Annotated in this window: 17 protein-coding genes; 6 read left to right on the top strand and 11 right to left on the bottom strand. The window is 47.2% G+C overall.

What is annotated here, in order from left to right; translation table 11 throughout:
- Positions 1–14: 14 nt before the first annotated feature.
- Positions 15–1,124: a glycosyltransferase gene (locus NO352_RS16860; RefSeq protein WP_262866643.1), complete on the bottom strand. Its 1,110-nt coding sequence runs from the start codon at positions 1,122–1,124 to the stop codon at positions 15–17.
- Between the two features lie 152 nt (positions 1,125–1,276).
- Here NO352_RS16860 and NO352_RS16855 point away from each other — a divergent pair, with 152 nt between their 5' ends.
- Positions 1,277–2,452 carry a glycosyltransferase gene (locus NO352_RS16855; RefSeq protein WP_289356201.1) on the top strand — a complete coding sequence of 392 codons (1,176 nt, stop codon included), beginning with the start codon at positions 1,277–1,279 and terminating at the stop codon, positions 2,450–2,452.
- Between the two features lie 57 nt (positions 2,453–2,509).
- Here NO352_RS16855 and NO352_RS16850 read toward each other — a convergent pair whose 3' ends face one another.
- From NO352_RS16850 to NO352_RS16830, 5 genes are all read right to left on the bottom strand, one after another.
- The gene (locus NO352_RS16850; protein ID WP_289356200.1) at positions 2,510–4,192 is read right to left on the bottom strand and encodes a DUF4214 domain-containing protein; all 1,683 of its coding nucleotides are present in this window, start codon (positions 4,190–4,192) and stop codon (positions 2,510–2,512) included.
- A gap of 30 nt (positions 4,193–4,222) precedes the next feature.
- Positions 4,223–5,329, bottom strand: a complete 1,107-nt coding sequence (locus NO352_RS16845) for a DegT/DnrJ/EryC1/StrS family aminotransferase (protein WP_289356199.1) — start codon at positions 5,327–5,329, stop codon at positions 4,223–4,225.
- Positions 5,330–5,368: 39 nt separating this feature from the next.
- On the bottom strand, positions 5,369–6,001 hold the full coding sequence (locus NO352_RS16840) for an acetyltransferase (protein WP_051135160.1): 633 nt from the start codon (positions 5,999–6,001) through the stop codon (positions 5,369–5,371).
- A 329-nt stretch (positions 6,002–6,330) separates the two neighbouring features.
- A complete protein-coding gene (locus NO352_RS16835) occupies positions 6,331–7,422 on the bottom strand; it encodes a glycosyltransferase family 61 protein (protein WP_005548624.1) in 1,092 nt (363 codons plus the stop codon).
- A gap of 223 nt (positions 7,423–7,645) precedes the next feature.
- Positions 7,646–8,734, bottom strand: a complete 1,089-nt coding sequence (locus NO352_RS16830) for a glycosyltransferase family 61 protein (protein ID WP_289356197.1) — start codon at positions 8,732–8,734, stop codon at positions 7,646–7,648.
- 332 nt (positions 8,735–9,066) lie between these two features.
- Between NO352_RS16830 and leuB the strand changes: the two genes are divergently transcribed.
- Together leuB and NO352_RS16820 are read left to right on the top strand one after the other, a co-directional pair.
- Positions 9,067–10,146, top strand: a complete 1,080-nt coding sequence (gene leuB / locus NO352_RS16825) for a 3-isopropylmalate dehydrogenase (protein ID WP_268598764.1) — start codon at positions 9,067–9,069, stop codon at positions 10,144–10,146.
- A 210-nt stretch (positions 10,147–10,356) separates the two neighbouring features.
- Positions 10,357–10,902, top strand: coding sequence for a peroxiredoxin (locus NO352_RS16820; RefSeq protein ID WP_289356196.1), 546 nt, complete (start codon positions 10,357–10,359; stop codon positions 10,900–10,902).
- A 136-nt stretch (positions 10,903–11,038) separates the two neighbouring features.
- Here the strand turns inward: NO352_RS16820 and NO352_RS16815 are convergent, their stop codons facing one another.
- The 5 genes from NO352_RS16815 to NO352_RS16795 all read right to left on the bottom strand — a co-directional run bounded on the left by NO352_RS16815 (position 11,039) and on the right by NO352_RS16795 (position 19,358).
- A complete protein-coding gene (locus tag NO352_RS16815) occupies positions 11,039–13,027 on the bottom strand; it encodes a glycoside hydrolase family 15 protein (RefSeq protein WP_005548617.1) in 1,989 nt (662 codons plus the stop codon).
- Between the two features lie 4 nt (positions 13,028–13,031).
- Positions 13,032–15,461, bottom strand: a complete 2,430-nt coding sequence (locus NO352_RS16810; protein WP_268620779.1) for a sugar phosphate nucleotidyltransferase — start codon at positions 15,459–15,461, stop codon at positions 13,032–13,034.
- Positions 15,458–18,418, bottom strand: coding sequence for a 1,4-alpha-glucan branching protein domain-containing protein (locus tag NO352_RS16805; RefSeq protein ID WP_289356195.1), 2,961 nt, complete (start codon positions 18,416–18,418; stop codon positions 15,458–15,460). Before NO352_RS16805 ends, NO352_RS16810 begins: the two co-directional genes overlap by 4 nt.
- On the bottom strand, positions 18,415–18,885 hold the full coding sequence (locus NO352_RS16800) for a DUF4912 domain-containing protein (protein ID WP_268620776.1): 471 nt from the start codon (positions 18,883–18,885) through the stop codon (positions 18,415–18,417). The genes NO352_RS16805 and NO352_RS16800 overlap by 4 nt, the downstream gene beginning before the upstream one ends.
- A 239-nt stretch (positions 18,886–19,124) precedes the next feature.
- Positions 19,125–19,358: a KTSC domain-containing protein gene (locus NO352_RS16795; RefSeq protein WP_005548610.1), complete on the bottom strand. Its 234-nt coding sequence runs from the start codon at positions 19,356–19,358 to the stop codon at positions 19,125–19,127.
- A gap of 179 nt (positions 19,359–19,537) precedes the next feature.
- On the opposite strand from NO352_RS16795, the gene NO352_RS16790 reads away from it, so the two are divergent.
- The 3 genes from NO352_RS16790 to NO352_RS16780 all read left to right on the top strand — a co-directional run bounded on the left by NO352_RS16790 (position 19,538) and on the right by NO352_RS16780 (position 23,263).
- On the top strand, positions 19,538–19,945 hold the full coding sequence (locus NO352_RS16790; protein ID WP_005548608.1) for a hypothetical protein: 408 nt from the start codon (positions 19,538–19,540) through the stop codon (positions 19,943–19,945).
- Between the two features lie 258 nt (positions 19,946–20,203).
- Positions 20,204–21,625, top strand: a complete 1,422-nt coding sequence (locus tag NO352_RS16785; protein WP_289356194.1) for a two-component system sensor histidine kinase NtrB — start codon at positions 20,204–20,206, stop codon at positions 21,623–21,625.
- Between the two features lie 132 nt (positions 21,626–21,757).
- Entirely contained in the window at positions 21,758–23,263 is a 1,506-nt protein-coding gene (locus NO352_RS16780; protein ID WP_268598761.1) for a leucyl aminopeptidase, read from the top strand.
- Positions 23,264–23,422 lie beyond the last annotated feature (159 nt).

Genomic DNA, 23,422 nt, shown 5'->3' with positions numbered 1-23,422 from the left:
CTTCACCTTTACCGTTAGGCGAAGGTGAAGCCTGTTGTCTGCGACAGGGCTGAAATGAGATCCTGTGCAGCCTTCTCCGGTGAAAAATGAGAAAGTGTATGCTGCATGGCAATTTGTCCCTTGATGGCAGCTTCCTCATAATTGGATACTACGTTCCGCATTAAGCAGCGCAGTGCTTCGATCGATGATTCGGCCCACAACTGATCCGGCTGATATCCTTGATAATAAGGCTGAGGGGTTACAGGGACGAGATGGTAGGGAATTAAGTAGCTGTTATATTCATTCAAAAAATCTAGATGGCCGCCCCATCCGGTCACAATAATAGGCACTCCCCGCATGGCGGCTTCCAACACAGGGTAACCGACACCTTCCCCACGGCTCGGCAGCACAAAAGCATGACTACTTCGATATAAGGCATCCATCTCCATCTCACTGCGCAGCTCCAGATCAAGATAGACAGGCGCGGGATGATGCGGTAACTGGAGTTCTTTCTTCAAACGCTCCACAATATGATACAAGTCTGGAGAACCTGCGGTCTTAATAATGAGAGAAACAGGATCATTTGCGGTAAATTCACTCCAAAATGCTTTGAGCAAAATATCGATTCCTTTGCGATCGATCCAAGAGCAAACGGATAAAAAACGAAATGGCGGCAAATGGTTTACATATGCGGGTGTGTATTCTAGCGAAGGTGGATGAAAGGGCTCGGATAGACAAGGCCGAACGTGATACAGTGGTACTTGGACACCGGATTGACGAAATACGCTGATGTTATGGATGCTGGGCAATAGAACGCCGCTCATTTGATTCGCTTGCTTAATCCAGTTATCCGGTATTTTGGAGGTTTCCCAATAGGTAAATCCGAAAGAAGCTCGTAGCTTTCTTCGCCAAAAATCCGGGATGTAGTGATAGACGCTAACTCGCTGCACAGTGCTACGCCGCTTTCGGAGCATGTGCTCCAGCACGGCTTGTTGTTCGGCTGGTAGCCCTACCTGTGGCAGCCCTTGATAGGTTTCAAGCTTCACATCTACTCCTGCAGCATGCAGTGCGAGTACATATTCTCTGGTTGCCTTGGCATATCCACTGGAATCAAATGCAGCGCCATGCCATATGATTTGCGCCATCCTCATGTTCCCCTCCAATCTCTATCGTCATTTTACTCGCAAACTGGCACGATGTGTCACGGCTATTCCCACGAATCTTAGCACAGTAGGCCGCATATTGATTAACTGATTGACTGCATTCAGCAAGATATTGCTTCTAAGGAGTGTGGATAATGAGGATTATGATATGGTGTGCCAATATGATATCTGCTGGTGGTGGAGCCAGATTATTATCAAATATGCTGCCTGCCATGGCCAGACAGGTTGATATTGATCTTGTCAGACTAGTCATCTCGCCTGATACGAAATTCAAGGAGCGTTTGGATACATCCGGCTACCCCAATATTGATATTGTGTATTTTAGCGGAAGCATTCAATCGCCCGAAGCAAGTATACTATTAGCGGATTGTCATGTTGTTTATTTCTTTTGGCCGCATGGGCCAGCTTATGTGAAGGTAGCTCTTCCGACGATATGCACCTTTCATGATGCAACGATCTTTGACTTTGTACCACCATATGTGTCAGGCTCAATCATCCAGCAAGCTTGGCGGGACGCACAGGAATGGCTACGTAATATGACCTCGATTGTCGTGTCTTCGCGTCATGTGCAAAATCGATTAATTCATTATTTCGGTGAGGTGGGCAATAACGCGACTATTATCCCACATGCCATATTGCCCGCAGATCCAATAAAACACTTGAACAAGGAGACGATAAGTGCTGATGTCGCTGTACGTCTCCCGCCGCTATATATCGTATATCCGAGTAATATATCTCCGCACAAAAACCACTATAATTTGCTGCTGGGCTATTCCCGCTGCACCGCTTCTGGCAAAGTTCCTCTCGTTCTGTTTGGCCATAATACGGAATTGCTGCGCTCTGCTCCTCCACTGTGGCCGGAACAGTTGTATGTGCCTACGCTGATATCATTAATGGAGAGATCGGGACTCCGCGTGGATGCAGACATTTATCCATTAGGATTCATTCAGGATTCGAATGTGATTCCTATAATCAGGAAAGCCCAGGCGCTCATTATGCCGAGCATGTCGGAGGGTGGCGGGAGCTACCCTGTTGAAGAAGCACTGCGGCTCGGAGTACCAGTACTATGCTCAGATATCCCTGTAATGAGAGAACATTTGGCAAGGCATAGTGCAGATATCCTTTGGTTCGATCCAGAATCTCCGGATTCCATCGCTCAGGCATTGCAGCTTCTTTTTGATAACTACAATCATTATAAATCGTCAGCGCAGCAAGGCATGCATGATCCGACGGATACATGGGATCAGATCGCGAGTCAATATATACATGTATTCCGTGTAGCGTACTTGAAATATTACGGCATGATATAGAACGTTTGCTGCTAGGCTAGGTACGTGTTTGTCTATATTAGAGCCGAGAGATAAGGCTTATAAGGAATTAGTTGCTACGTGCTGGAGCAGGGCATAGTACTCGTTGGCTACATCCGACCAGCTTCGCTGCAAGGCTCCTTGAATGACTTCCTGCTGCCTAGGCAGCAAAGTATAGCGGAATACCCAAAGCGCTCTCATACTAGCTACAATTTCATCTACAGAGTAAGGATTAAAAGCAAGGAAGGCGCTCATGTCTGAAATAAGTTCATTCGATACTTCGATATTGGCGGCGGCAACAGGAGTTCCGACTGTCAAGGATTCAAGTATCGGGAATGGGCAGCTGCCTTCAAACAAGGTTGGAACGATGGTGCCTACTGCGTATTTGTATAGGGAAGGCAGGTCGGAGGTCGGAATTCTGCCAATGAACATGAGACCGTTCAATATTTCAGGATCATGGATCTGGTGCAGCATGTGCATGACTTCTGCCTGCTTTGGATTGTTAGATAATTGATCTGTAAAAACAAGGCGCAGGCGAGAGTGGTATCCATCGATGGACTGTCTGAATTTAATATAGGCAGCGATGAGCCGTTCAAAGTTTTTGTGAAGGCGAAGTACAGTTGGAAATACCATGTATTCATAAGGAAGTTGATATTTCATTCTGAAATGGGCTTCATTCAGGAATGAAAATGACTGATACTCGTCACTGGGTGGAGCGAGCCGGATGACATGTGTTTTGTGAACAGGCAAACCGGCAATTCCGATCGCGTGATGAGTTCGTACATAATTCGAGTTCGAGACAACTGCGGCGGCTTTGTGCAAAATATAGTACCCGTTGCGATCCACCCGATGGCAAAACTCCGGATAGGTGGAGAAATAAAGCTCTTTAAACTGATGGTGCACGAGATCATGCAGGCATAGGATGTATGGCTTTCTTAAAAACATAGCTAGATCAAGTGTAAGAATCGGCACAATCCATACCTCAGCAGGCACATGAGTATTAAAGTGTTCTACATTGTTGTGATGATGAATATGGACGCGGCCAGGAAACATATTCCTGAGAGGAGAGAAGGTGTGTTCAGCATCTGCAAAATTGTATCCCGTCGCAGCAATATGAATGTGTATATGCGGAAAATTAGTCAACATGCCTCTCGTCAGCCGATAGAGAAAACGTCCAATTCCCTCTCCATCCATGGCAAGTGGATGCGGATAGGCCAGAAATATCCCGACATGCTGCACGATTCCCGAGTGAGCTGCGGGGACAGACGGATCGGGTTTCAACGGAGGCAGCGGCTGTGCAAGCAGGTGATGGAATTCCGGGGAATTAAAAAATTGCCGAATCATGAGCTTTTTGCTATGTCGGGCCTGTAATCCTTGTATATGACTTCGCAAGCCTAACGTATCTGGACAGCGGCACAACAGTTCATCGTAGAGCGAATGAATAAAGAAAAAAGGCTCTGCAGCGTAAAAACGCCGAAAAAGGTTTGCTGCGGTAAGGGCCTCCGTGGGAATAAAACTGGCAGGAGGCCGAAGATAGTTTTGTTCTGCTTCACTACTGCACATGACTTGCTCAATAATGGCTGCCTTTGTTTTGTGAGAAGCCAGCAGCCTTGAATAGTGCTGATATTCTATTGCTCCCGGCTCCCGGTGGAGGAATTGCCGGAAGAGCTCTGCGATGAAATGGTTCCCATCAAGCCGTATAATTGCTTGTATGAAATGGATAATTCGAAACTGCTGGTTCAAAGGTGTCTCCTCCTAACAGCTCAGTTGATGTCATAGTACCTCTTGAAGCGTTTGGCAGATGTACTGAACGTCGTGCTCACTTAATTCGCCATGGCTGGGTAGATTCATGCCTTGGGCTGCAATTCGGTTGGCGACTGGATATTCATCGAGCAGCTGACCATTCCGATACGGAGGAAGAATATGCATGGGATAGAAGAAAGGTCTGGTTTCAATGCCTTTATCCTTCAACAATTGCATAATCTGATCTCGCTGCTGCTCGGAATAGCCGTTCAATACAACGCTGAACATCCAAAATACATTTTTGGCCCATATCTGTTGTACAGGCAGTGCCAGTCTATCGTCGTGCTTTAAATAATCATAATAGTGCATCGCTACCCGGATACGCTGTCGAATATGCCATTCTACCTTTTCCAATTGGGCGCAGCCTATAGCGGCCTGAATGTTCGTCATCCGATAGTTGTAGCCGATAACCGGATGCCAATACTTTTTATTTTTATCAATGCCCTGACCCCTCAACAGCCTGATTTTATCCGCGATCTCATCGTTGTCTGTTGTGATAATGCCGCCTTCTCCGGTTGTAATGACCTTATTGCCGAATAGGCTGAATGTTGCTGTATGGCCTAGCGAACCAGCCATTCTGCCTTTATATTGAGCGCCAATTGCTTCAGCAGCATCCTCGATCACGAACAAATCGTATCGCTCTGCGAGCCTCATGATTGGATCCATATCGGCCGGATGACCATACAAGTGAACAGCAATGATTCCTTTTGTACGGGCAGTTATTTTTTGTTCGATTGCACGAACGTCCATGTTCCACGTATCAGCTTCTACGTCGACAAATACAGGAACTGCACCGCAATAGGCAACTGCATTGGCTGTGGCAACAAACGTTAGTGTAGGTACGATCACCTCGTCTCCCGGCTCGACGCCGTGAGCCAGCAGAGCAAGATGCAGAGCCGCTGTTCCATTGCTGCAGGCAATGGCATGCTCGGTCTGGCAAAGAGCTGCAAATTGCTTCTCGAATTGTCCCAAATATGGGCCGTTGGAAGAAATCCACGTCGTATTCAAACAGTCCAACACATACTTCGTTTCATTCCCATTCAAAATGGGGGTTGCTATTGGGTAGTATTTATTCATGTTTTTCCCTCCAACATTCATGTCTGCAAGTAGAGCGGTTTAACATGGAGTCTGCTTAATGACGCGAGCTGGAACCCCGACAGCAACACATGATTCAGGAATATTACGTATGGCAACAGAACCAGCCCCCAAAATAGACCATGCTCCAATAGTAATCCCGTCGATTACGCTGGATCCCGTGCCGAGGAAACTTCCTTCCTTCACATGTACATTTCCAGAGAGTGTGGCGCCAGGAGCGACATGACATGCCTGTTCTATGATGGATTCATGATCGATAGAGGCACCTGTGTTAATAATGGAGTAATTATGAATGTGAGCTTCTGCATTCAAAACAGCGTTAGGCATGATTGCAATTCCTCTTCCAAGCTGGGCGGTGGAAGATATATAAGCAGACGGACTGATGGCGTTAATTAAGGTAAAGCCTAACTGTTGAACTTGAGTGGCTATGTTATATCTTCGCTTGTTGTCTCCGATGGCGACGAAGGCATGATGGATACCGCTCTCGAATAAAGAAGGCAAGATAGAATCATTGCCGAGTATAGGAATTCCCATAATCTCCTTTTTTTGTGAGTGATCCGTACATCCAACAATCTCTATCGATTCATTGTGCTGCAAAATATCGATTATGACTTTCGAATGGCCTCCTGCGCCAATGATCACGGTTTTCTGCATGCTTGACACGAAGCATTTCCTCCTGACCACATTGTCTGTACTGTTACATTATGATGATTGTCAGGAGGACGACTTAGGCAGAACAAATGATTGACCCTAAAATGGGTGTATTGCTGTATATAAAACAAATCTAGTGTTGATACAAGATTGCTGCTGATACGTCGATATTTTTTCTTGTTATGTTAAAAACGGTATGATCAATATGAAGTAAGCCGGATTGCAAAAAAACGGATGCAGGCATGCTGGCCTGCATCCGTCATTCTAATGATCAGTTCATTTCATGAGGGTGATATTGGAATCTGCCCAGATACGAAGACAATAGCAAACATCTACTGGATCCCGGCTAGAAGAAGTACGTTCTGCAGCTTATCCATATTAACAACCAAGTTGTCTGCCCCCCCAACAGGCTTGGCGGGATATTCAATGTCGCAGATGACTTCATAGTAGTCGAGTCCTGCATGATTGCTTATTTTCCAGAAATAGTCGTCCGTTATCGTGTGCGGAGTAAGCTCGATGACTTTCGTACCTGGATTGCAAAATGCGAAATTGATATTTCCGCTCCCGAATGGTGCAACAATAACCTTGGCAGATGAATACATGGCAATTTTCTCTGTTGTTGTTAAAGGAGTAAGTACAATTTTAGTGAATCCTTTGGATTGCAGCAGTTCCATGACCTCATCTTCATTTATGACATATCGAGCATAGGCATCTTGCCGTGAGACATAGATTCGTTCGTACCCTGGAATAGGGCTGATCAAATGGTTATCTTTTAGCTGGTGACGTATATATTGGTATGCCCATCGGGGGCTTTTGCCTATCATCCATGGCACGGCAGGAACAAGCAGTTGATCGGCGACGAGATGAAAATCATTTTGCTCTACTTGTATGATCTTGTCGCGCGGGATGCCGAGCATGTCCAAGGATTCATATTGGAATGAATGCGTTAGTTTGCCGATGACGTACTTCTCGATGCAAGCACCGCTCTGCTGAAGTAAATGAAATCGCGGCAAAATGTCAAAAAACCAATGACCGAATATGGCTTGTGTAAACGCTACTTCAGGAATATTCCATCCCCACACAACAGTGCCAACCGTTCCTGATTGGTAGATGGGTGGAGGGAGTATGGACATATTATAGGGGTAAAAATACTCGACATCGAGCAAGCGCTTGTTATCCGGTGTGATGACATAGCAGTTCCCCGTAGCAAGGCGACCAGTTGGCACGGTAGCTACAAAGGCTTCCTCATAGCTGCATACTATTGGCCATCGCATAGGATCGAACCCCTTTGTTGGCCGTAGCACGAGCGTTTCTTGCGGGTGAATCACTTTATAGATTGTTTCGATTGGGATCTGGTGCCCATTTGCATAGAAAATGGCCCACTCTTTCGTTCGTCCATAGTATTGATCAGGGATGGTAAACATCCTCACTTCCCTCCCTATAATAGACTTGTCCTCTAGCTATTTGTGTTTGAGGGAAATCTATTGCTAGATTATGTGATTATTTTATGTGGAAATGAACGCAGGGGGACGGCGTATGAGAAAGAGGCGGACACATTTCTACAATAATTGTGATAGATTCATAAGGCGGTTAGTCTATTATCTTTTTAGATAAATGAGCCTTCTCTGCACATAAAACTAGCTAGGCCTATATCCCAGCTAGTTCAAGAGTCCGTTTAAGCTTATTCGTATCAACAATTAGATTATCTGAGCCACATGCAGGCTTGGGAGGGAGTTCTACGTCGCATATAACTTCATAGTATTCGAGCTTTGCAAGACAGCTGATTCTCCAGAAGTAATCATCGACAATTGAGTATGGTGTGAGCTCTATGATCTTTGTGTCTGGTTGGCAAAAGACAAGATTCGCATTACCGCTGCCTATGGGGGCGATGATCTCTTTGGCGGAAGCAAATAACGTGATTTTCTCTTGCACAGACAATGTGGTTAAAGCTACGCATTTATAGCCTTTGGATGCCAACAAACTCATTACTTCCTCTTCGTTGAGCACATAACGCATTTTGGCGTCTTTTCTTGTAATATATATTTTCTCATAACCCTTCATCGGTTGTATGGAATGCATAGATTGGAGGCGCTCTCTTATGAATTGGAAAGCCCAGTGAGGACTTTTTCCAATGATAACGGGGACGGCAGGTACAACTAATGTCTTGGCTTGAAAATGGAAGTCATTCGAGTCGACTTGTATAAGTTTGTCTAAAGGGAGACCGAGCATCTGAAGCGATTCATATTGAAAGGAGTGACTCAGCTTGCCAATTACGTATTTATCGATAGGGATCCCGCTTCGTTCCAACAGGCATAGACGCGGCAATATATCAAACATCCAGTGTCCCAATATATCCTGAGTTCGGGCGACTTCAGCAATATTCCATCCCCAGAACAGAACAGCAGCCGTCCCCTCAAAAAAGGATGGAGAGGGCAATCTAGTGAACGAATAAGGGTAGGCGAGCTCGACATCGAGAAGGCGTTTATTATCGGGTGTAACCACGTAGCAATTGCCTGTTGCGAGGCGGCCATGGGGAATGCTCGCTACGAACGCCTCATCATAATGGCAGATCGGTGGCCAACGTGGAGGATCGAGACCTCTAGGGGCTTGCATGTGCAACGTATGTTGTGGAAAAATTGTTTTGTACACTTGTTCAAGCGGGCAGTGCTGCTCGAATGCATAGGTCTGAGCCCAAGTGCTCGTCTTATTATGAAATTGCATAGGAATGGTGTACATATGTCTTAGCCTTACCTCCATTTTATTTCATAAGGATGTGAGTATCGCAATACTAATTCATCATCAAGATATAACATTCTATAGCTATGCTGAATTAGAAGATACGGCCAATCATGGCATAGTAAAGTACAATTTAGCGGGATCGCATCAACCTGAAATTTTCTCTAATAGTTAACCGAATGGGGATTTTCTTATAGTCAACTATGCACAGTTCGATATGAATACCCCTTTAATAGTTTTTACCTATAAAAACAATAGATTTTATATCTTAGTCAACTCCGTCTGTTTGTGATACAACAGGAATAACATTATTTGAACGAGGAGTGGCAGATATGGCAGAAGTGAAAAAAATTGCGGTTATTGCCGGCGATGGGATCGGACCGGAAGTTGTAAGAGAGGCAGAAAAGGTATTGAAGCGTACGGAAGAGCTGTTCGGATATCGGTTCGAAACAAGTCACGGACTGTTCGGGGGAATTGCGATCGATGAGAAGGGAACTCCACTGCCTGAGGATACGCTGGCGCTATGTAAGAATGCAGACGCAGTTCTGCTTGGAGCGGTTGGGGGGCCGAAATGGGATAACAATGCTAAAGAGCTTCGTCCGGAGACAGGATTGCTCGGAATCCGCAAGGCGCTTGGGTTGTTCTCAAATATTCGACCCGCTGTCGTATTTGACTGCTTGAAGGATGCATCTACACTGAAGCCTGAAGTGCTTGAAGGCACGGATTTAATCGTCGTTCGCGAGCTGACGGGCGGCATTTATTTCGGAGAGAAATTCCGCCGCGACGGAGAGCATGGACAAGAAGCAGTGGATACTTGCGTATATAATGTGAAGGAAGTGGAGCGCATCGTGCGTCAAGCGTTCGAAGTTGCACAGAAACGACGCAAGAAGCTGGCTTCCGTTGATAAGGCGAACGTGCTGGAGACTTCACGCTTGTGGAGAGAAACGGTAAACCGCGTTGCGCCGGAATACCCCGATGTAGAGCTGGAGCATGTATTGGTTGATAACTGTGCAATGCAATTGCTGCGCCGTCCGGCCAGCTTTGATGTCATCGTTACGGAGAATATGTTCGGTGACATTCTAAGTGATGAGGCAGCTATGCTTACAGGATCGATCGGCATGCTGTCCTCCGCTTCCTTGGGCGAGGGCAGCTTCGGGCTGTATGAGCCGGTTCATGGTTCTGCTCCGGATATTGCTGGCCAAGGCATTGCCAATCCAATTGCAACGATTCTCTCGGTCGCGCTTATGTTCCGCTTGACTTTCGGTTATGAAGATGCAGCGCAAGCGATTGAGGATGCGGTGAAGGAAGTGCTAGATAACGGTCACCGTACAGCAGATATCGCAACAGATAAGTCTGCAGCGATTGGTACCCAGGCGATGGGCGAACTGATTGTGGCGGCTATGAAAAAATAAGGGCAATAAGGGTCAACTCATGCAAGCATGGGTTGGCTTTTTTTTGTCGGAATTCGGTGCAGTCATGACTTTCGGAAATTCCAGATGCAAGTTGGAAGACATGCGTTTGCGCGAGGTTGGCATGTGCATAATGCGGGCAATTTTGAATCGAACATAAGCAATGATATAATAAATAACACCAATTCAGTTAGTATATAGGAGGAATTTGGAGTGGCAGAACGATTGGTAGGCAGACCTGCACCAGAATTCAATATGGAAACCGCTGCAGGCGATGGACATGGATTTGGAGCAGCGTCTTTGTCTGATTACCGGGGGAAATGGCTCATTTTCTTCTTTTATCCGCTTGATTTCACATTTGTGTGTCCAACCGAAATCACGGCTCTTAGTGAGGCTTCGGAAGAGTTTAAAAAATTGAACGCGGAAATCTTGGGTGTGTCCGTTGATTCCATTCACAGTCATAAAGCATGGATCAATACACCTAGAGAGCTCAATGGTCTTGGCAAAATCAACTTTCCGCTCGCCTCTGATATTACGAAGAATGTCGCTCGCGACTACGGTGTGCTGATGGAAGAAGACGGCATTGCGCTTCGCGGTTTGTTCATCATTGATCCTGAAGGTGAACTGAAATATCAAGTCGTGAACCATAACAATGTGGGACGGAGTGTAGACGAGACACTTCGTGTATTACAAGCCCTTCAGTCCGGAGGTTTGTGTCCAATCAATTGGAAACCAGGCGATAAAAACCTGAATGCATAGAAAATATGCCCTTCTAAATAGAGTGAAGCCCCGCAGAATGAAGTTCTGCGGGGCTTTTCGTGCATGTGGATAGGTGGGCGCTTTGTCGGGCAGCAGACTGGATTATCGAATGTCTGCAACACGGCAACACAGTTTATCAGATGGTCGACGCTGCCTCCAGCTGCCTGTATTTCTCAATATACTTTAATACGGTATGAACATAGGTAGCATGAGACCAGGTTAGTGGTGCGACAGACAGCGGCGAGCCATCGAATGGATCAAGCTGCTCTGGAAGCAGTCCGCTTGCCAGACTGTGTGCTTCCACCCAGCGCAGGGTGTCATGGGCAGCCTGAAGCTGCTCCAAGCTGGCGGCAACCGCGATGTCATGGGCAGCGAACCAGAGTGTGCATATAATCCATGGATTGCCGGGGGCAATCCCAGGGTCGGCGCTCCGCTGGAAATAGTAGTCCCGCCAGTATCGTGCAACTCCTCCGGTTTGGCTCCGAATTGACAGCTTGCTCTTCAATACACGGACGGTTGACAGTACGCGATCATCTTCAGCAGGCAAAACACCGAACATATAAATGGCCAAAATGCTGCTCTCTGGCGTAGTGTCCTGCGTCCATTTCCCATCTTTGCGGTATAATCCGCGGACAAAGGAACCTGTTTCCTCATTCCAGAGATGGGTCATCATTGCGGTCTTGATTTCCTCTGCGGCGATGCTGAACCGGTGAGCGCGTTCCACATCTCCGAACAGCGACGCGAAGTTGGAGGCAGCAGTTAGGCCGCCATATACAGCTGAAGCGGTAAAGGTAAATATCCCGTATCGCTCCTCCCATAAATCATAGCTTGGCAGCGGGAGCTTCAACTCGGGATCGCGATATTGGATCATGAATTTAGCGGCTCTGCGAATTAAGGTTTGATAGAGCGACTGGGGGAGCTCGATATCTCGATGCTGTTCGTAGTATTTCCATAATGCCCACAGTACGAGTCCGGTCTCATCTTCTTGGATTGGCAGCTGAGCCTTGCCGTCGCGCAAATAGGGATGCCAACTGGAGCCGACAGTGCCGTCTGGGTTGTACTTATGCAGCAGATAGCCTTCCGACGTAAGCGCATCTGCACAAAAGCGGAAGAAGGGAGCTGTCATGCCATGATATCCTGCGGCTGACATAGCCTCTGCGACGAGTGCGCCATCTCGGGGCCACATGTAGCTGTAATGATCTCGATTGAATTGCATAATGTCTGTATCGTTGGCCGCAATTATCGCACCGTTCACGTCTGTTTGCGTGCGTATGATGAGCAGGCTGAGCTTATACAGGCGTATCAGTTCGGGTTCGAGGTCAGCGAAATCGATGCTGCGCTGGTTCGACCAGCGCTTCCAATAAATGCTGACGCGTTGAATGAGCTGTGCAGGCCCGCTGTCTCGGACATATTGATCGAGTTGTTTTACATCATCAAGTCGGTTTCCGACACTAAGCCAATAATAGCTTTCCCGGCTATTGGAACCAGGTACGATTGTGCGCAAGCAAATCGTACTGTCAACAGAGCCTTGGGCTATCGGATTTCCCATCAAATGTCCATCCTCTGCATCCTTCCATGTTCCTTCCGCCTGATGGAATCTTTTAATCCCTGTCGTGTACTGGTGTATGCCGGCCAGACCGCCATGATGCTGAGTGATACAGCCATTGAACATAAAGTAACGGTCTTTTTTGTAATGAAATAATGTACCATTATCGGGATAATATCCAGCGGTATCGCCAACTTCTGTTTCATTGATAGATAGATCCTGATGGAAAAATAAACGAACCTCGCGCGGCTGTGGATTACAATTTTCAATAACAATTCGCTTCATATAGATAGGATCCCGTTGATGTACGGCGTCATTCATATGAAGCACGATGCCGAGACCTTCATGTTCGGCTATTACATGGGTAACGAGGGAATCCTCCTCATAAGCAAGGCGAATGCGCCAATCTGGATCGCTTAACCAACTGAATTGACCCTCCACCCATATGCCAAGGCGGCTTGGATATCCAGCAGTGTGATTCAACTGCCCAACGTACGGATAATAGATGTCTCTTACATAGGCATACTCATCAAGGTTCACGAGAAATTTGCCATTTCCGACGACTAGATGGCGCGGCACGTTATCACTTCCTCAGCGGGGGCTGTGACTTGATCAACCGTCCCGCAAATTCATGAGCTAATATGCGTGCCTTGGTCATACTTTCTGCTTGAGAAATGACGCGGAACAAAGGCTCTTCCTGATCAGGCTGAATTAAAATAGATCCCTCAGGAGTTTCAATCTTAATCCCATCCAAAAATTCTGCCCGATAGGCGGATTGGCGAACCCATTCGGTCATTTCACGCATGACACTGCCTTTGTCGAACCGAGGGCAAGTCACTTCCTCGACTGCGGTATGCAGGGTAGGCATATCGGCAATAAGTCTGTGAAGAGGCTGCCCGGTGTCTGCCATGAGCTGCAAAATAAGACTGATTGCATATAAGCGATGCGCCGCAGGAGACAAGGCGATGCCGCTTGTAGCCTCCATCTGCGAGCGCAGCGGCTCTTGAGTGCGTACAACCCTGATCCCGCTTCGATTGACGATTTGCTCTGCTGTAACAGGGGCACTGATTGGGACTCCGACGCTGGCATTGGTGCCCGTATGTACAAGCGACTGCAAAATTAATGGCAGAAGATGATTCTGAGGCATGCCCGTTCCGTCGTTCATGTAAATGCTGAAGCCTTCATCCTCAGTAAGCAGGATGCCAATGTCTGCCTGAACATTGCGAATATGCTCTATTAAGGCAGATGAGGAAGGCACATCAGATTGCGTATGGAGCAGTACGCCACCGGTTAGAGAAGACCATTTCTGGATGAAGGCAGCATCTGCAGTTGAGCTTTGAATAACGATCTTGAAGCTGGCGGATTGAATAAGCTCGAAATCAATAGCCTTCGATAAGGTTTTGAAATAGGATGGGATGGCATGTTCTTCGCTTCTTTTACGTCCAAGGTATTCGATAGGAGTTCGGGCAAAGTCTTCTTGGAAATAGGCATTTTCAATTTTTCGCTCTGTTCCTTTGGCGAACGGCATGCCTCTTGCATCCATCCAGCTAATGACCATCTGCTCGAACTTTGCTTCTTCGTTCGCGGATAGAACCTTGAAATGAATAGCACCATCGGCCTTCAGTGCAGTAACAGCATGGCGGAGACAATCCAGCGGCGCGTCTCCAATGTCGATCATGTGAATCCCCTGTGATTGAAGTCCAGCCGCACAGGCTGCTTTCATGATGTTGTCAAAAGGATGGGATGAGGATGCCAGTACGATAGATGCTTCACGATTGAGAATGGAGCCGTAAGCACATGCAAGCTTGCCGATGAATTCTGGGGTCAACTCGCGATTTGGACTGCCGCATATTTTGCTGCCCTTGAACAGTGCCGCGGCTGCATTACCCCATATTAAGGTCGAATTTACGATACTGTGGGCTTCAATCTCCTTGTTCGGCCATAACTTTACTTGAGATCGAATGTGGGATTTATCGCCGATCGTACAGCCGCTTCCAACCACGGCGCCCTCTTGGATGTGCACGTCACTGCCGATAACGGTGCGGTGGAGCAGGATTGCATCTTCTATATCACAGTGCTTAGCAATGCGGTTACCATTCCACAGAATGCTTCGGGTAACGGAGCTCTTTGGAAATACGATATTGCCGGAACCTAGAATTGTATATGGGCCAATCGAGCAGGATGGATGGAGAATCGAATCCGATCCGATATAGGCAGGTCCGCTAAGTCTAATTCGAGAAGGGAGCCTTACCCCATGCTCTACAAAAAGTCCCGGCATCGGCTCTGCCGCCTGAATATGCAGATCGACTCGGCGATCCAGCATATCGAATTGGGTTTGCCGATATTGCTGCAAGTTTCCAATGTCGGACCAATAGCCTGAAGCCGTATATCCGTACAGCCGCTGCTGCTGCTCGAGCAACCTTGGGAATAGCTGCAGACTAAAGTCATAGCTTTCCCGCTCCGGGATCCAGTTCAATATTTCTGGCTCCAATACATAGATGCCCGTATTTACTGTATCGCTGAATATTTCTCCGTAACTTGGCTTTTCTAGGAAGCGGGACACCCTTCCTTCTTCATCAGTCATGACAACGCCATATTCGAGCGGCAGGCTTACTTGGGTCAGCACGATCGTGGCGAGTGCTTGCTTTTCTTTATGATAGTGGATAGCCTGACGCAAGTTGAAGTCGGTCAATGCATCGCCGCTTATTACGACGAAGGTTTCATTGAGGAAGGTCTCGGCATTTTTAATGCTGCCGGCCGTTCCAAGTGGAATGTCTTCCTCGAAATAATGAAGCTGTACTCCATATTTGGATCCGTCTCCGAAGTGATTGCGGATGATCTCTGGCAAATATTGCACAGTAACAGCGATTTGATGAATGTCGTATCGTTTGAGCAATTCAATAATGTATTCCATGCACGGCCGATTCAAGAGAGGAACCATTGGTTTAGGGGTACCAAGTGTCAACGGTCGCAGCCGTGTTCCTTTGCCGCCTGCCATAATTACTGCCTTCATTGAGCGATCACTCCTTCATATACTTGTCTCGTTGACACAGCTATCGTGTTCCAATCATATTGCGCTTGAACCTTCTGCTGTGCTCTTGCAGCCATTTGAGCTGCATGCTCGGGATGAGTAAGAAGATCCGTGACATGCCATGCCAATGATTCAATATGTCCAGGGAGTGCCTTGTATCCATCTACAGCATGATCAATGATTTCGGCAAGCCCACCCGTATCTGATACGACAACAGGTGTTCCGAACCGCATCGCTTCAAGTGCTACGATACCGAAAGGTTCATATAGACTTGGAAATACGCACACCGATGAGGCTGCAATCCATGCATCACGGGCATCATCCTGTACAAATCCAGCGAAAAGGATATGCTCCTGCAATCCTAACTGCTTGGTTTGATCCTCTAATTGCTGTCTCATTGGTCCAATCCCGGCGATAATCAGCTTCGTTTGAGGAACAGCTTGTAAAATAAGCGGCATCGCCTCAATGAGAATATGAATGCCTTTCTCGTACACAAGTCGGCCAACATAGAATAAGAGCGGGGAATCTGATAAGTCATGGTGATCTAGGCCCTTGAATTGTACAGTTGGAGCTGCTGTTCCGATCGCATCGACTCCATTGGGTATCATCGTAACGCGCTGTTTGGGAAGTGCGAACAGGGAAGCTACCTCCATTACCATGGCATGACTGCACACGATGGTATGGTCTGCCTCCGCGGTTAGACTCAGTTCCATATCATGGATTCGCTGCTGAAGCGGACTCGATAGGTTACCATGATTGCGTCCGTGTTCGGTGGCATGAATGGTGGCAACAAGCGGCCAACCGTAGGTCTGCTTCAAATCTGCTGCGGCGGAGTAAGCGAGCCAATCATGGGCGTGTATAAGGTCGAAAGTAAGTCCAGCGTGTACGAGATCATCAACTAATGAAGAGATAGCGGCATTCATATGAAATACCCAATCCATAAAGTCTAACGGTGCAGATGTGTGAATAAGCGGCACACGATAGACGTGAACTCCGTCCATTTGCTCATAGTCAGGCGCCCCCGGTGTTTCGCGCGTAACAACATGAATCTCGCAATGCTTTCTGCTTAAATGACGGGACAGATCATATACCGCACGAGATAGTCCGCCAACAACGAGTGGTGGGAATTCCCAGGCGATCATTAAAATTCGCTTGCTGGAACGATATTGTGGATGATGAGCCGTAATAGGTTGGGGACTGTAAAATGGCATGGTTCGATTTGGAGGCGGATAGGCTGCATTGAGTTGGTGCAATCGTTCGGATGATCGTCTAGCTCCGATTGATAGAAGCCGATAGTCGACAGACGGGAAGCAAGGATATTCATTCTCCATGATGCTAATCAGCACTTGATCATAGATGCCCCGCTCTATCATGTCTAACAAGGTATGGCAGCGATCAAGATGCTGCGTCGTCCGAATCCCGGCGTACTCGGTTACAGTACCTGCATCCACGATGAACGCCCAATCGCTGCTTGCAGCGAGCATCCATTCTGTAATGGCTTGATTCAAGGTCCGCTCTTGAATGGCGCGGAAGCTTGTGTTGATTTCTTTCTCCATTCTGGCGGTGATGTGTACGATCCGATCCTCTGCCTCATGGAGAGGCGGGTACATCCAATCATTACCTTCATGCAGCCATACGTCCGCATAGCCTCCTCGACCCCAACTGCAGAAGGATAGACATGCGTTTTCTTGCTCTGGATATCGCTTTAAATAATCATTCGGCGACACGAACTCAATACGTTGATTGTGCTTGCTGGATCGTTCTGACTGTTCCCGGAATAACGCTTCAATCCATAACGGGCCTTCAAACCACCAATGGCCGAATAGTTCCGCATCATAGGGACAGATGGCTATTGGAAGGCGATCTCCCGGCATATTGACCCTATGAAGCTGCTGCTCCCTGTTGTTTAAGAAGTGGCGAGCGTGTTCCTTTGCTTTTTGCAGAGCCCATTCTGGATGATAGGCCTCTTTAGGAACGCCATGAGCGCCGGTAATACGATAATATTTAAGTCCAGTATTGATTCTGGCTTCGTTGTCCAGCAGGTGGGGACGGATGTAATCCCACTCTTCCGCATTGCCCCAGCCGAGATCGAACCCGATATCACGATAGTATTCTCGATAGTCATAATCACCGGGATACCCTTCGTGCGTGCTCCATACTTGTCTTGATGAATCTGGATCGCGTGCGAAAGCGAATACTCCGCCCCCTGTATGGATAGGAGCATAATGCATGGATGCTGGCTGCGGTATTGCGTTGACGAAGCCATGATGATCCACGATAAAATATCGGATTCCGCATTCTTGAAGAAGTGGATCTAGCTCTGGAGTATAGGCGCATTCAGGCAGCCATATTCCATCAGGCCTTCTGCCGAGCAAACGCTCATGCTCCCGCATCCCCACCTCAACTTGCAAATAAGCCATAGAGGGCTGCTTGATCAATGGGAGGAAGGTATGAGTTGCAGCACTTGTCATGCATTCCAAATGCCCTTTTTGGACATAATGCCGATATCCATCAATGATGTGTCCGTCAAGCTGGGAATAAACAGCCTTTAATTGGTGCCACCGCTCTGCATACATTGCCGCGACGGCTTGCAGCTCTTTGTGGCTGGCCAGCCTCTTTACCTCAGATTCAGCCAAACCGATGGAACGCTGCATATGCGCTTCAAAGCGCGACTTCATTTCGGCATCATCCATCATGGACAATAAAGTTGGGGTCAAAGTCATCGTCAGGCGAAACGGAATATGATCTTGCTCAAGCTGGCCAAAGGTATGAAGCAGAGGCAGGTATGTTTCCATCATTGCCTCGAAAAACCAGCGTTCTTCCAGAGTGTGCTTTATATACGGGTGGCGTACATAAGGCAAATGTGCATGCAGCACGAGGGATACGAATCCCTGCGTATGAGTGTCGGTATGAGAGCTAGTAGGGATAATTGCGTTCATTCACGAACTCCTTCTCGATTTTCATATAGCGTATAGGAAGAGAATGATGGAAATAGTGCTTCCGTTTCCGATTGCCCGAGCTGAACAGCTTGTAAGGCATGATCCATCTGTTCAGAAAGCTCACCGTATGTTTGCAGGTAGGGGGTATGGATGATTGTTGATCGCGCAAGCGGTACAAAGGAATGCGTTGCTGTCATGAACCCATAATCAGCTATGTACGAATGATAGGGTTTGAGAGGGCGAAGATATACGGAGCCCTCATGCGATTCCACCGTATGCAGTAATACGTGGTTAGATGTGCCCAGCTTGCAATGATGCAGATCCGCTTGCTTTATTTCATATAGCTGGATGGCTTTTTTTAATTCGCTCCACTTCATTCGATAATGCCGCTCTACGGCTACTTGAGTTCGTGCAGTGATGAACCAATAGGCGAATAAAGTATAGGGATCCTTAAGTAAAAGCTGCAAGACAGAATGTTGACGATAGGATGAATGTGTCCGTGCATCGGCAGCAGGAATAAGCTCTCCTCCTTTCCTGGAATCGCTATAAGCTTCAACCTAATACTATCCATATAGTCTGTAATTCATGTCTGTTCCTTTTATGAATATTTGAAAAAATAATTGGAACCTTTGAAAATAACAATCAAAATAGCTGAAAGAAATCAATTCTTTTGCATTAGCAGACATGTGAGGCTGGCAAATAAGCCTCATACATGCTCATGGCGCTTCTGCATGCTGATACCCATCATGGTTTCCGACAGCCTCATGACATCATCGTATTGATTGTCAGAATGCATCAGTTGCTCAAACCAGCTTGACGACACAGAGGAAAATGCATCTTGCTTTCCGTCAGCATAATGAACAACTAATTTGTGGTTTAATTCGTCATACTGTACGTATTGAATTTGCTTCGAGGCGATGAACAGTACATTTGATTTCATTAGTATGCCTCCCGCGGTCTGTAATAATTACATCTATATGCCCATGGGTATGTAGTTATACGCGGCGAGCTGGAGGTAGGACAATTGAAGGAAGTTTTATCAGAAATAAAGGAATTATAAGTGGGGGCATCGAATACACTACAATAATCTAAGCTTTCCGCAGAGCGAGGAGGGAGAACATGAGCTTTTGTTGTGGAGCAAGCATGATCGGAACGACAGGTACCCTGCAGCATTATCGAACACGAATTCATAATGTTCCCCTGCTGCTGTGTCCGGTCTGTCATCGCATTGAGGTTCATTACTTGGTTGAAAGCGAATATGAAATTTTGGCGGAATATTCATCGGATGATGGTGCTGAGGAAATTGACTTTCGAGACTATGTGCATACGGATGACGAAGGCATGTTCGAGAACTGCATTAATCAAGAGCATGATGATCCGCTTGAGCTGGTAAAGACGCAAATTGATAATGCGCTTGATTTGCTTGCGTTGGCCAAGCAGTGGAATGATACACAGTGGGAAGCCGAGTTGAAGCGGCGCTTGGCATTAATGAGCCGCCGAAGAGCGAAGTTATTGAAGCAGAAATAAGTGTAAGCTTGATAGAGAAAGAGGCGGCGGCCAATCGTCTAGCAGCGTGCTCCGTGGCGCGCTCATTGTAGGGCGGTAGGCGCAAGGCGCCTCTTTGATGTGCATGGATGCAGGCATTTTAGCTTACTTTTAAGGGAATTGAGCTTATTTGTCCATTTTCGACATTATCTAGTGTTGACGATTTTGCCAAAAGTTTACTATGATGAAGCTGTTGGGACGAACCTGCATACGGTTACCGTACAAATGAGGTGAGCCACATTGACCACGGACTGCAAGCTGCAAGAACGGAATGAAAGTGAGTGGAGACAACGATACTCTAAAGGGCTGTGGAATTATATCATGAACGGGGACGAGCATAGTTTGGTTGTAGCAAGAGAATTAGCGACTGAGCTAAGTCCTTTGGAGCCACAGCAAAATCTGTTGAGCGTTCATGAAGATGCTATGTTCACGGTTCTGGCCCATGTCGACTTGAATGATGGAGTGAAGGCGCTTCATCGTTCGTTCCTATTTTTCATTGAGTGGATAATAGCGATGAAGACAGAAGAGAGAGGCAAGGAGGGGATTGCAGTGGCGCTGAACCCGATTCGAGAGCCTTGGATTCAGTCCGCACAAGCTTTGTTTTCCACCAAGAGCGTTCGTGACAAATACGAGAACGTGCTTCAGCATATGGATAGCGGAATCGTATTATTTGATAGCAGTGGCGTACTGTCATTTATTAATGTGGAGACCTCCAAGCTGCTGGATGTCCCACGCAAAGCACTGGTTGGCTGTTCCTTACGTGAGTTGCTTTTTCACCCGTTGCTGAAAAGGGACAAGCGTAAAATGCTTCTCCGTCTGTATAAAGATACTATCCTCCAAAGAAAGCGTTACCACGAATTCTCCGACCGTCTGGATCGACATTATCTTGTCACCGTTACATACGGAGATCAGATGGATGGCGATTATTTATTTAGCATTAAAGATGTGTCTGACTTCAAGCGCATTGAGCAAACGGCCTATCAAAATGATAAGCTGGCTATTCTCGGCAAAATTGCCGCAGCTATTGCACATGAAATCCGCAACCCGTTAACCTCAATACGTGGGTTTATACAACTGCTTAGGCCGCATTTAATGCAGCTCGGCAAGGAAGAGTATGCGAAAATTATTCTTGCAGAAATTGATCGGGCCAACGATATCATCTTTGAATTTCTGAATTCCTCGAAACCCTCAGCTCCTATGACCTCAGAAGTTCCCGTTTCTTCCCTTCTGCGCGAAGTTGTTCTTCTGACAGAAAGCGACGCCGTAATGAAAGGCTGTGAAATCGAGCTGGTTGACAACTCCGCCTCAGGTTCTTTATCTGTATCCATTGATGTGAAGCAAATTAAGCAGGTCATATTGAATATGATACGAAATGCGATTGACGCTATTGATGAAGTGGCCGAAGTACGAAAAGGGCAAATTCGCATTGTCACGGAACGCGAAGGGCGGTTCGTTAAAATACATATTCGGGATAACGGAAAGGGCATGTCGCTAAAGACAATGGAGCGCTTATTCGATCCATTCTTTACAACGAAGGCTGATGGTACCGGACTTGGATTGTCTGTCAGTTACCGAATTATTAAAAATCATGGCGGAATGATCGAAGTAGACAGTCAAGAGGGCGAATGGACACTGTTTACGATTCGGTTGCCAATTGCATAGATACGGAAGGGGAAGAACCCTGCAGCACTGCAGCCAATGTCTGTCGTTACCGAACCACGGCGATCGCGGTTGTGGTACAATAAGGGAGACATTGGCATTCATCATTTTTTAATACAAAGGGATGATTACTTTATGAATCTAGCAAATGTAACTTGGATGAACGATGTGCAGTTTCTAGCACAATCATTGACTCCTGCTCAAGTTGAAGCAGATGCAGTTGTTGTAATTGGCACGAAGGCTGAGTTGGAGCAAGCATCTGGTTTTCCGGGAGCACAAGCTTGCGCAGCAGCGGTTCGCAGCGGCCTGTTTGCAGCAGATAGCTGCAAAACCCATGTACTGGCTACAGGAGAAGAGAAGGCTCCTGTTCTAATTGCAGTAGGTCGTAAGGATGAGGCACTAACAGAGAAGCAAGTTCGTCTTAGCCTTGCAGAGGCAGCTCGTGAAGCGGTGAAACTCCGCCTGAGCCGTGTTGCAGTTATCGTACCTGAACAGCTTGTGCAGGCGGAAGCAGCAGCAGCGAAGTCCTTCGCGCATATGATGGTGGAAGGCTTCTTGTTGGGCGCTTATCAACGTGTTACCTACAAGAAGGATGCGAAACCAGCCCACACATTTGCATCCCTGACATTGTGCGCAGCTAATCTTGCAACAGAGGCATGGAACGAAGGCATTAAAACAGGACAAGCCTATGCACTCGGTACAACGTATGCGCGTGACCTGACGAACTTGCCAGGGAATGTGCTCGTTCCTGGCACACTCGCAGAGCAAGCGTTGGAGCTCGCTGAACAGTTCGGCTTCGAAGCACACGTGCTCGATGAGAAGCAAATTGAAGAGAAGGGCATGGGTGGTCTGCTTGGCGTAGGCAAGGGCAGTGTGAATCCTCCGCGCATGATCGTTCTGAAATATCAAGGCAAAGACGAGTGGACAGATGTATATGGTATTGTAGGCAAAGGGATTACGTTCGATACAGGCGGTATTTCCTTGAAGCGTGCTGCGAATATGGATGAAATGATCTGCGATATGGGCGGGGCAGCAGCAATGCTCGGTACGATGTCTGTTATTGGTCAGCTTCGTCCGCAAGCGAACGTGTTGTGCGTGATCGCTTCTGCGGAAAATATGCCTGCCGGCAATGCGTTAAAGCCGGGTGATGTGATTACCTCTTACAGCGGACGTACAATTGAAGTTCTTAATACAGATGCGGAAGGACGCCTTGTTCTTGCTGATGGCATGACCTATGCGAAGGAGCTTGGCGCAAGCAAGCTGATCGACGCAGCAACCTTGACAGGAGCTGTTGGCGTAGCACTTGGCTCGATTACAACTGGTGTTGTCACAAATGATGAAGCCTTCTTCGATACATTTAAAGCAGCTGCATCCCGTACGAACGAACTTGTATGGCAGCTTCCTTCCAACGAAGAATATTGGGATATGCTGAAGAGTGATGTTGCTGATTTGCGCAATTCCATTCCTGGCGGTGCAGGGACAATTACGGCTGGCTTGTTCGTTGGAACATTCGCAGACGAGTTGCCTTGGATTCACTTGGATATTGCAGGGACTGCGTTCTTGGGATCGGGCCGTGGTGTAGATCCGAAGGGCGGTACAGGGGTTATGGTTCGTACAATTGTGGAAACGATCTTGTCGTAAACGAGACGACGGATCCTTCTATTAGTAGGTGCATCGCATGTGCGGCGCACCTTTTTCTTTTTAATATCAATATCCAGTCATAGGGACATAGCACTTACTAAAAAAGCAAGGATGCGGTGTTATTCGCTTCCTTGCTTTTTGTATGTGTTGAATCAGGGA

It is taken from the genome of Paenibacillus sp. S-12 (assembly GCF_030363895.1).
Classification (GTDB): Bacteria; Bacillota; Bacilli; order Paenibacillales; family Paenibacillaceae; genus Paenibacillus_B; species Paenibacillus_B alvei.
The sequence above is the reverse complement of the archived record's forward strand: the minus strand, read 5'-3'. Positions and strand labels throughout refer to the sequence as shown.

What these genes read in the sequence shown, in the direction of transcription:
- NO352_RS16790 (WP_005548608.1), top strand. Translation starts at nt 19,538, where the DNA reads ATGAGCTTTTGTTGTGGAGCAAGCATGATCGGAACGACAGGTACCCTG.
- NO352_RS16780 (WP_268598761.1), top strand. Translation starts at nt 21,758, where the DNA reads ATGAATCTAGCAAATGTAACTTGGATGAACGATGTGCAGTTTCTAGCA.
- NO352_RS16805 (WP_289356195.1), bottom strand. Translation starts at nt 18,418, where the DNA reads ATGAACGCAATTATCCCTACTAGCTCTCATACCGACACTCATACGCAG.
- NO352_RS16845 (WP_289356199.1), bottom strand. Translation starts at nt 5,329, where the DNA reads ATGAATAAATACTACCCAATAGCAACCCCCATTTTGAATGGGAATGAA.
- NO352_RS16860 (WP_262866643.1), bottom strand. Translation starts at nt 1,124, where the DNA reads ATGGCGCAAATCATATGGCATGGCGCTGCATTTGATTCCAGTGGATAT.
- NO352_RS16855 (WP_289356201.1), top strand. Translation starts at nt 1,277, where the DNA reads ATGAGGATTATGATATGGTGTGCCAATATGATATCTGCTGGTGGTGGA.
- NO352_RS16810 (WP_268620779.1), bottom strand. Translation starts at nt 15,461, where the DNA reads ATGAAGGCAGTAATTATGGCAGGCGGCAAAGGAACACGGCTGCGACCG.
- NO352_RS16835 (WP_005548624.1), bottom strand. Translation starts at nt 7,422, where the DNA reads ATGTTTACCATCCCTGATCAATACTATGGACGAACGAAAGAGTGGGCC.
- NO352_RS16795 (WP_005548610.1), bottom strand. Translation starts at nt 19,358, where the DNA reads ATGAAATCAAATGTACTGTTCATCGCCTCGAAGCAAATTCAATACGTA.
- leuB (WP_268598764.1), top strand. Translation starts at nt 9,067, where the DNA reads ATGGCAGAAGTGAAAAAAATTGCGGTTATTGCCGGCGATGGGATCGGA.
- NO352_RS16840 (WP_051135160.1), bottom strand. Translation starts at nt 6,001, where the DNA reads ATGCAGAAAACCGTGATCATTGGCGCAGGAGGCCATTCGAAAGTCATA.
- NO352_RS16830 (WP_289356197.1), bottom strand. Translation starts at nt 8,734, where the DNA reads ATGTACACCATTCCTATGCAATTTCATAATAAGACGAGCACTTGGGCT.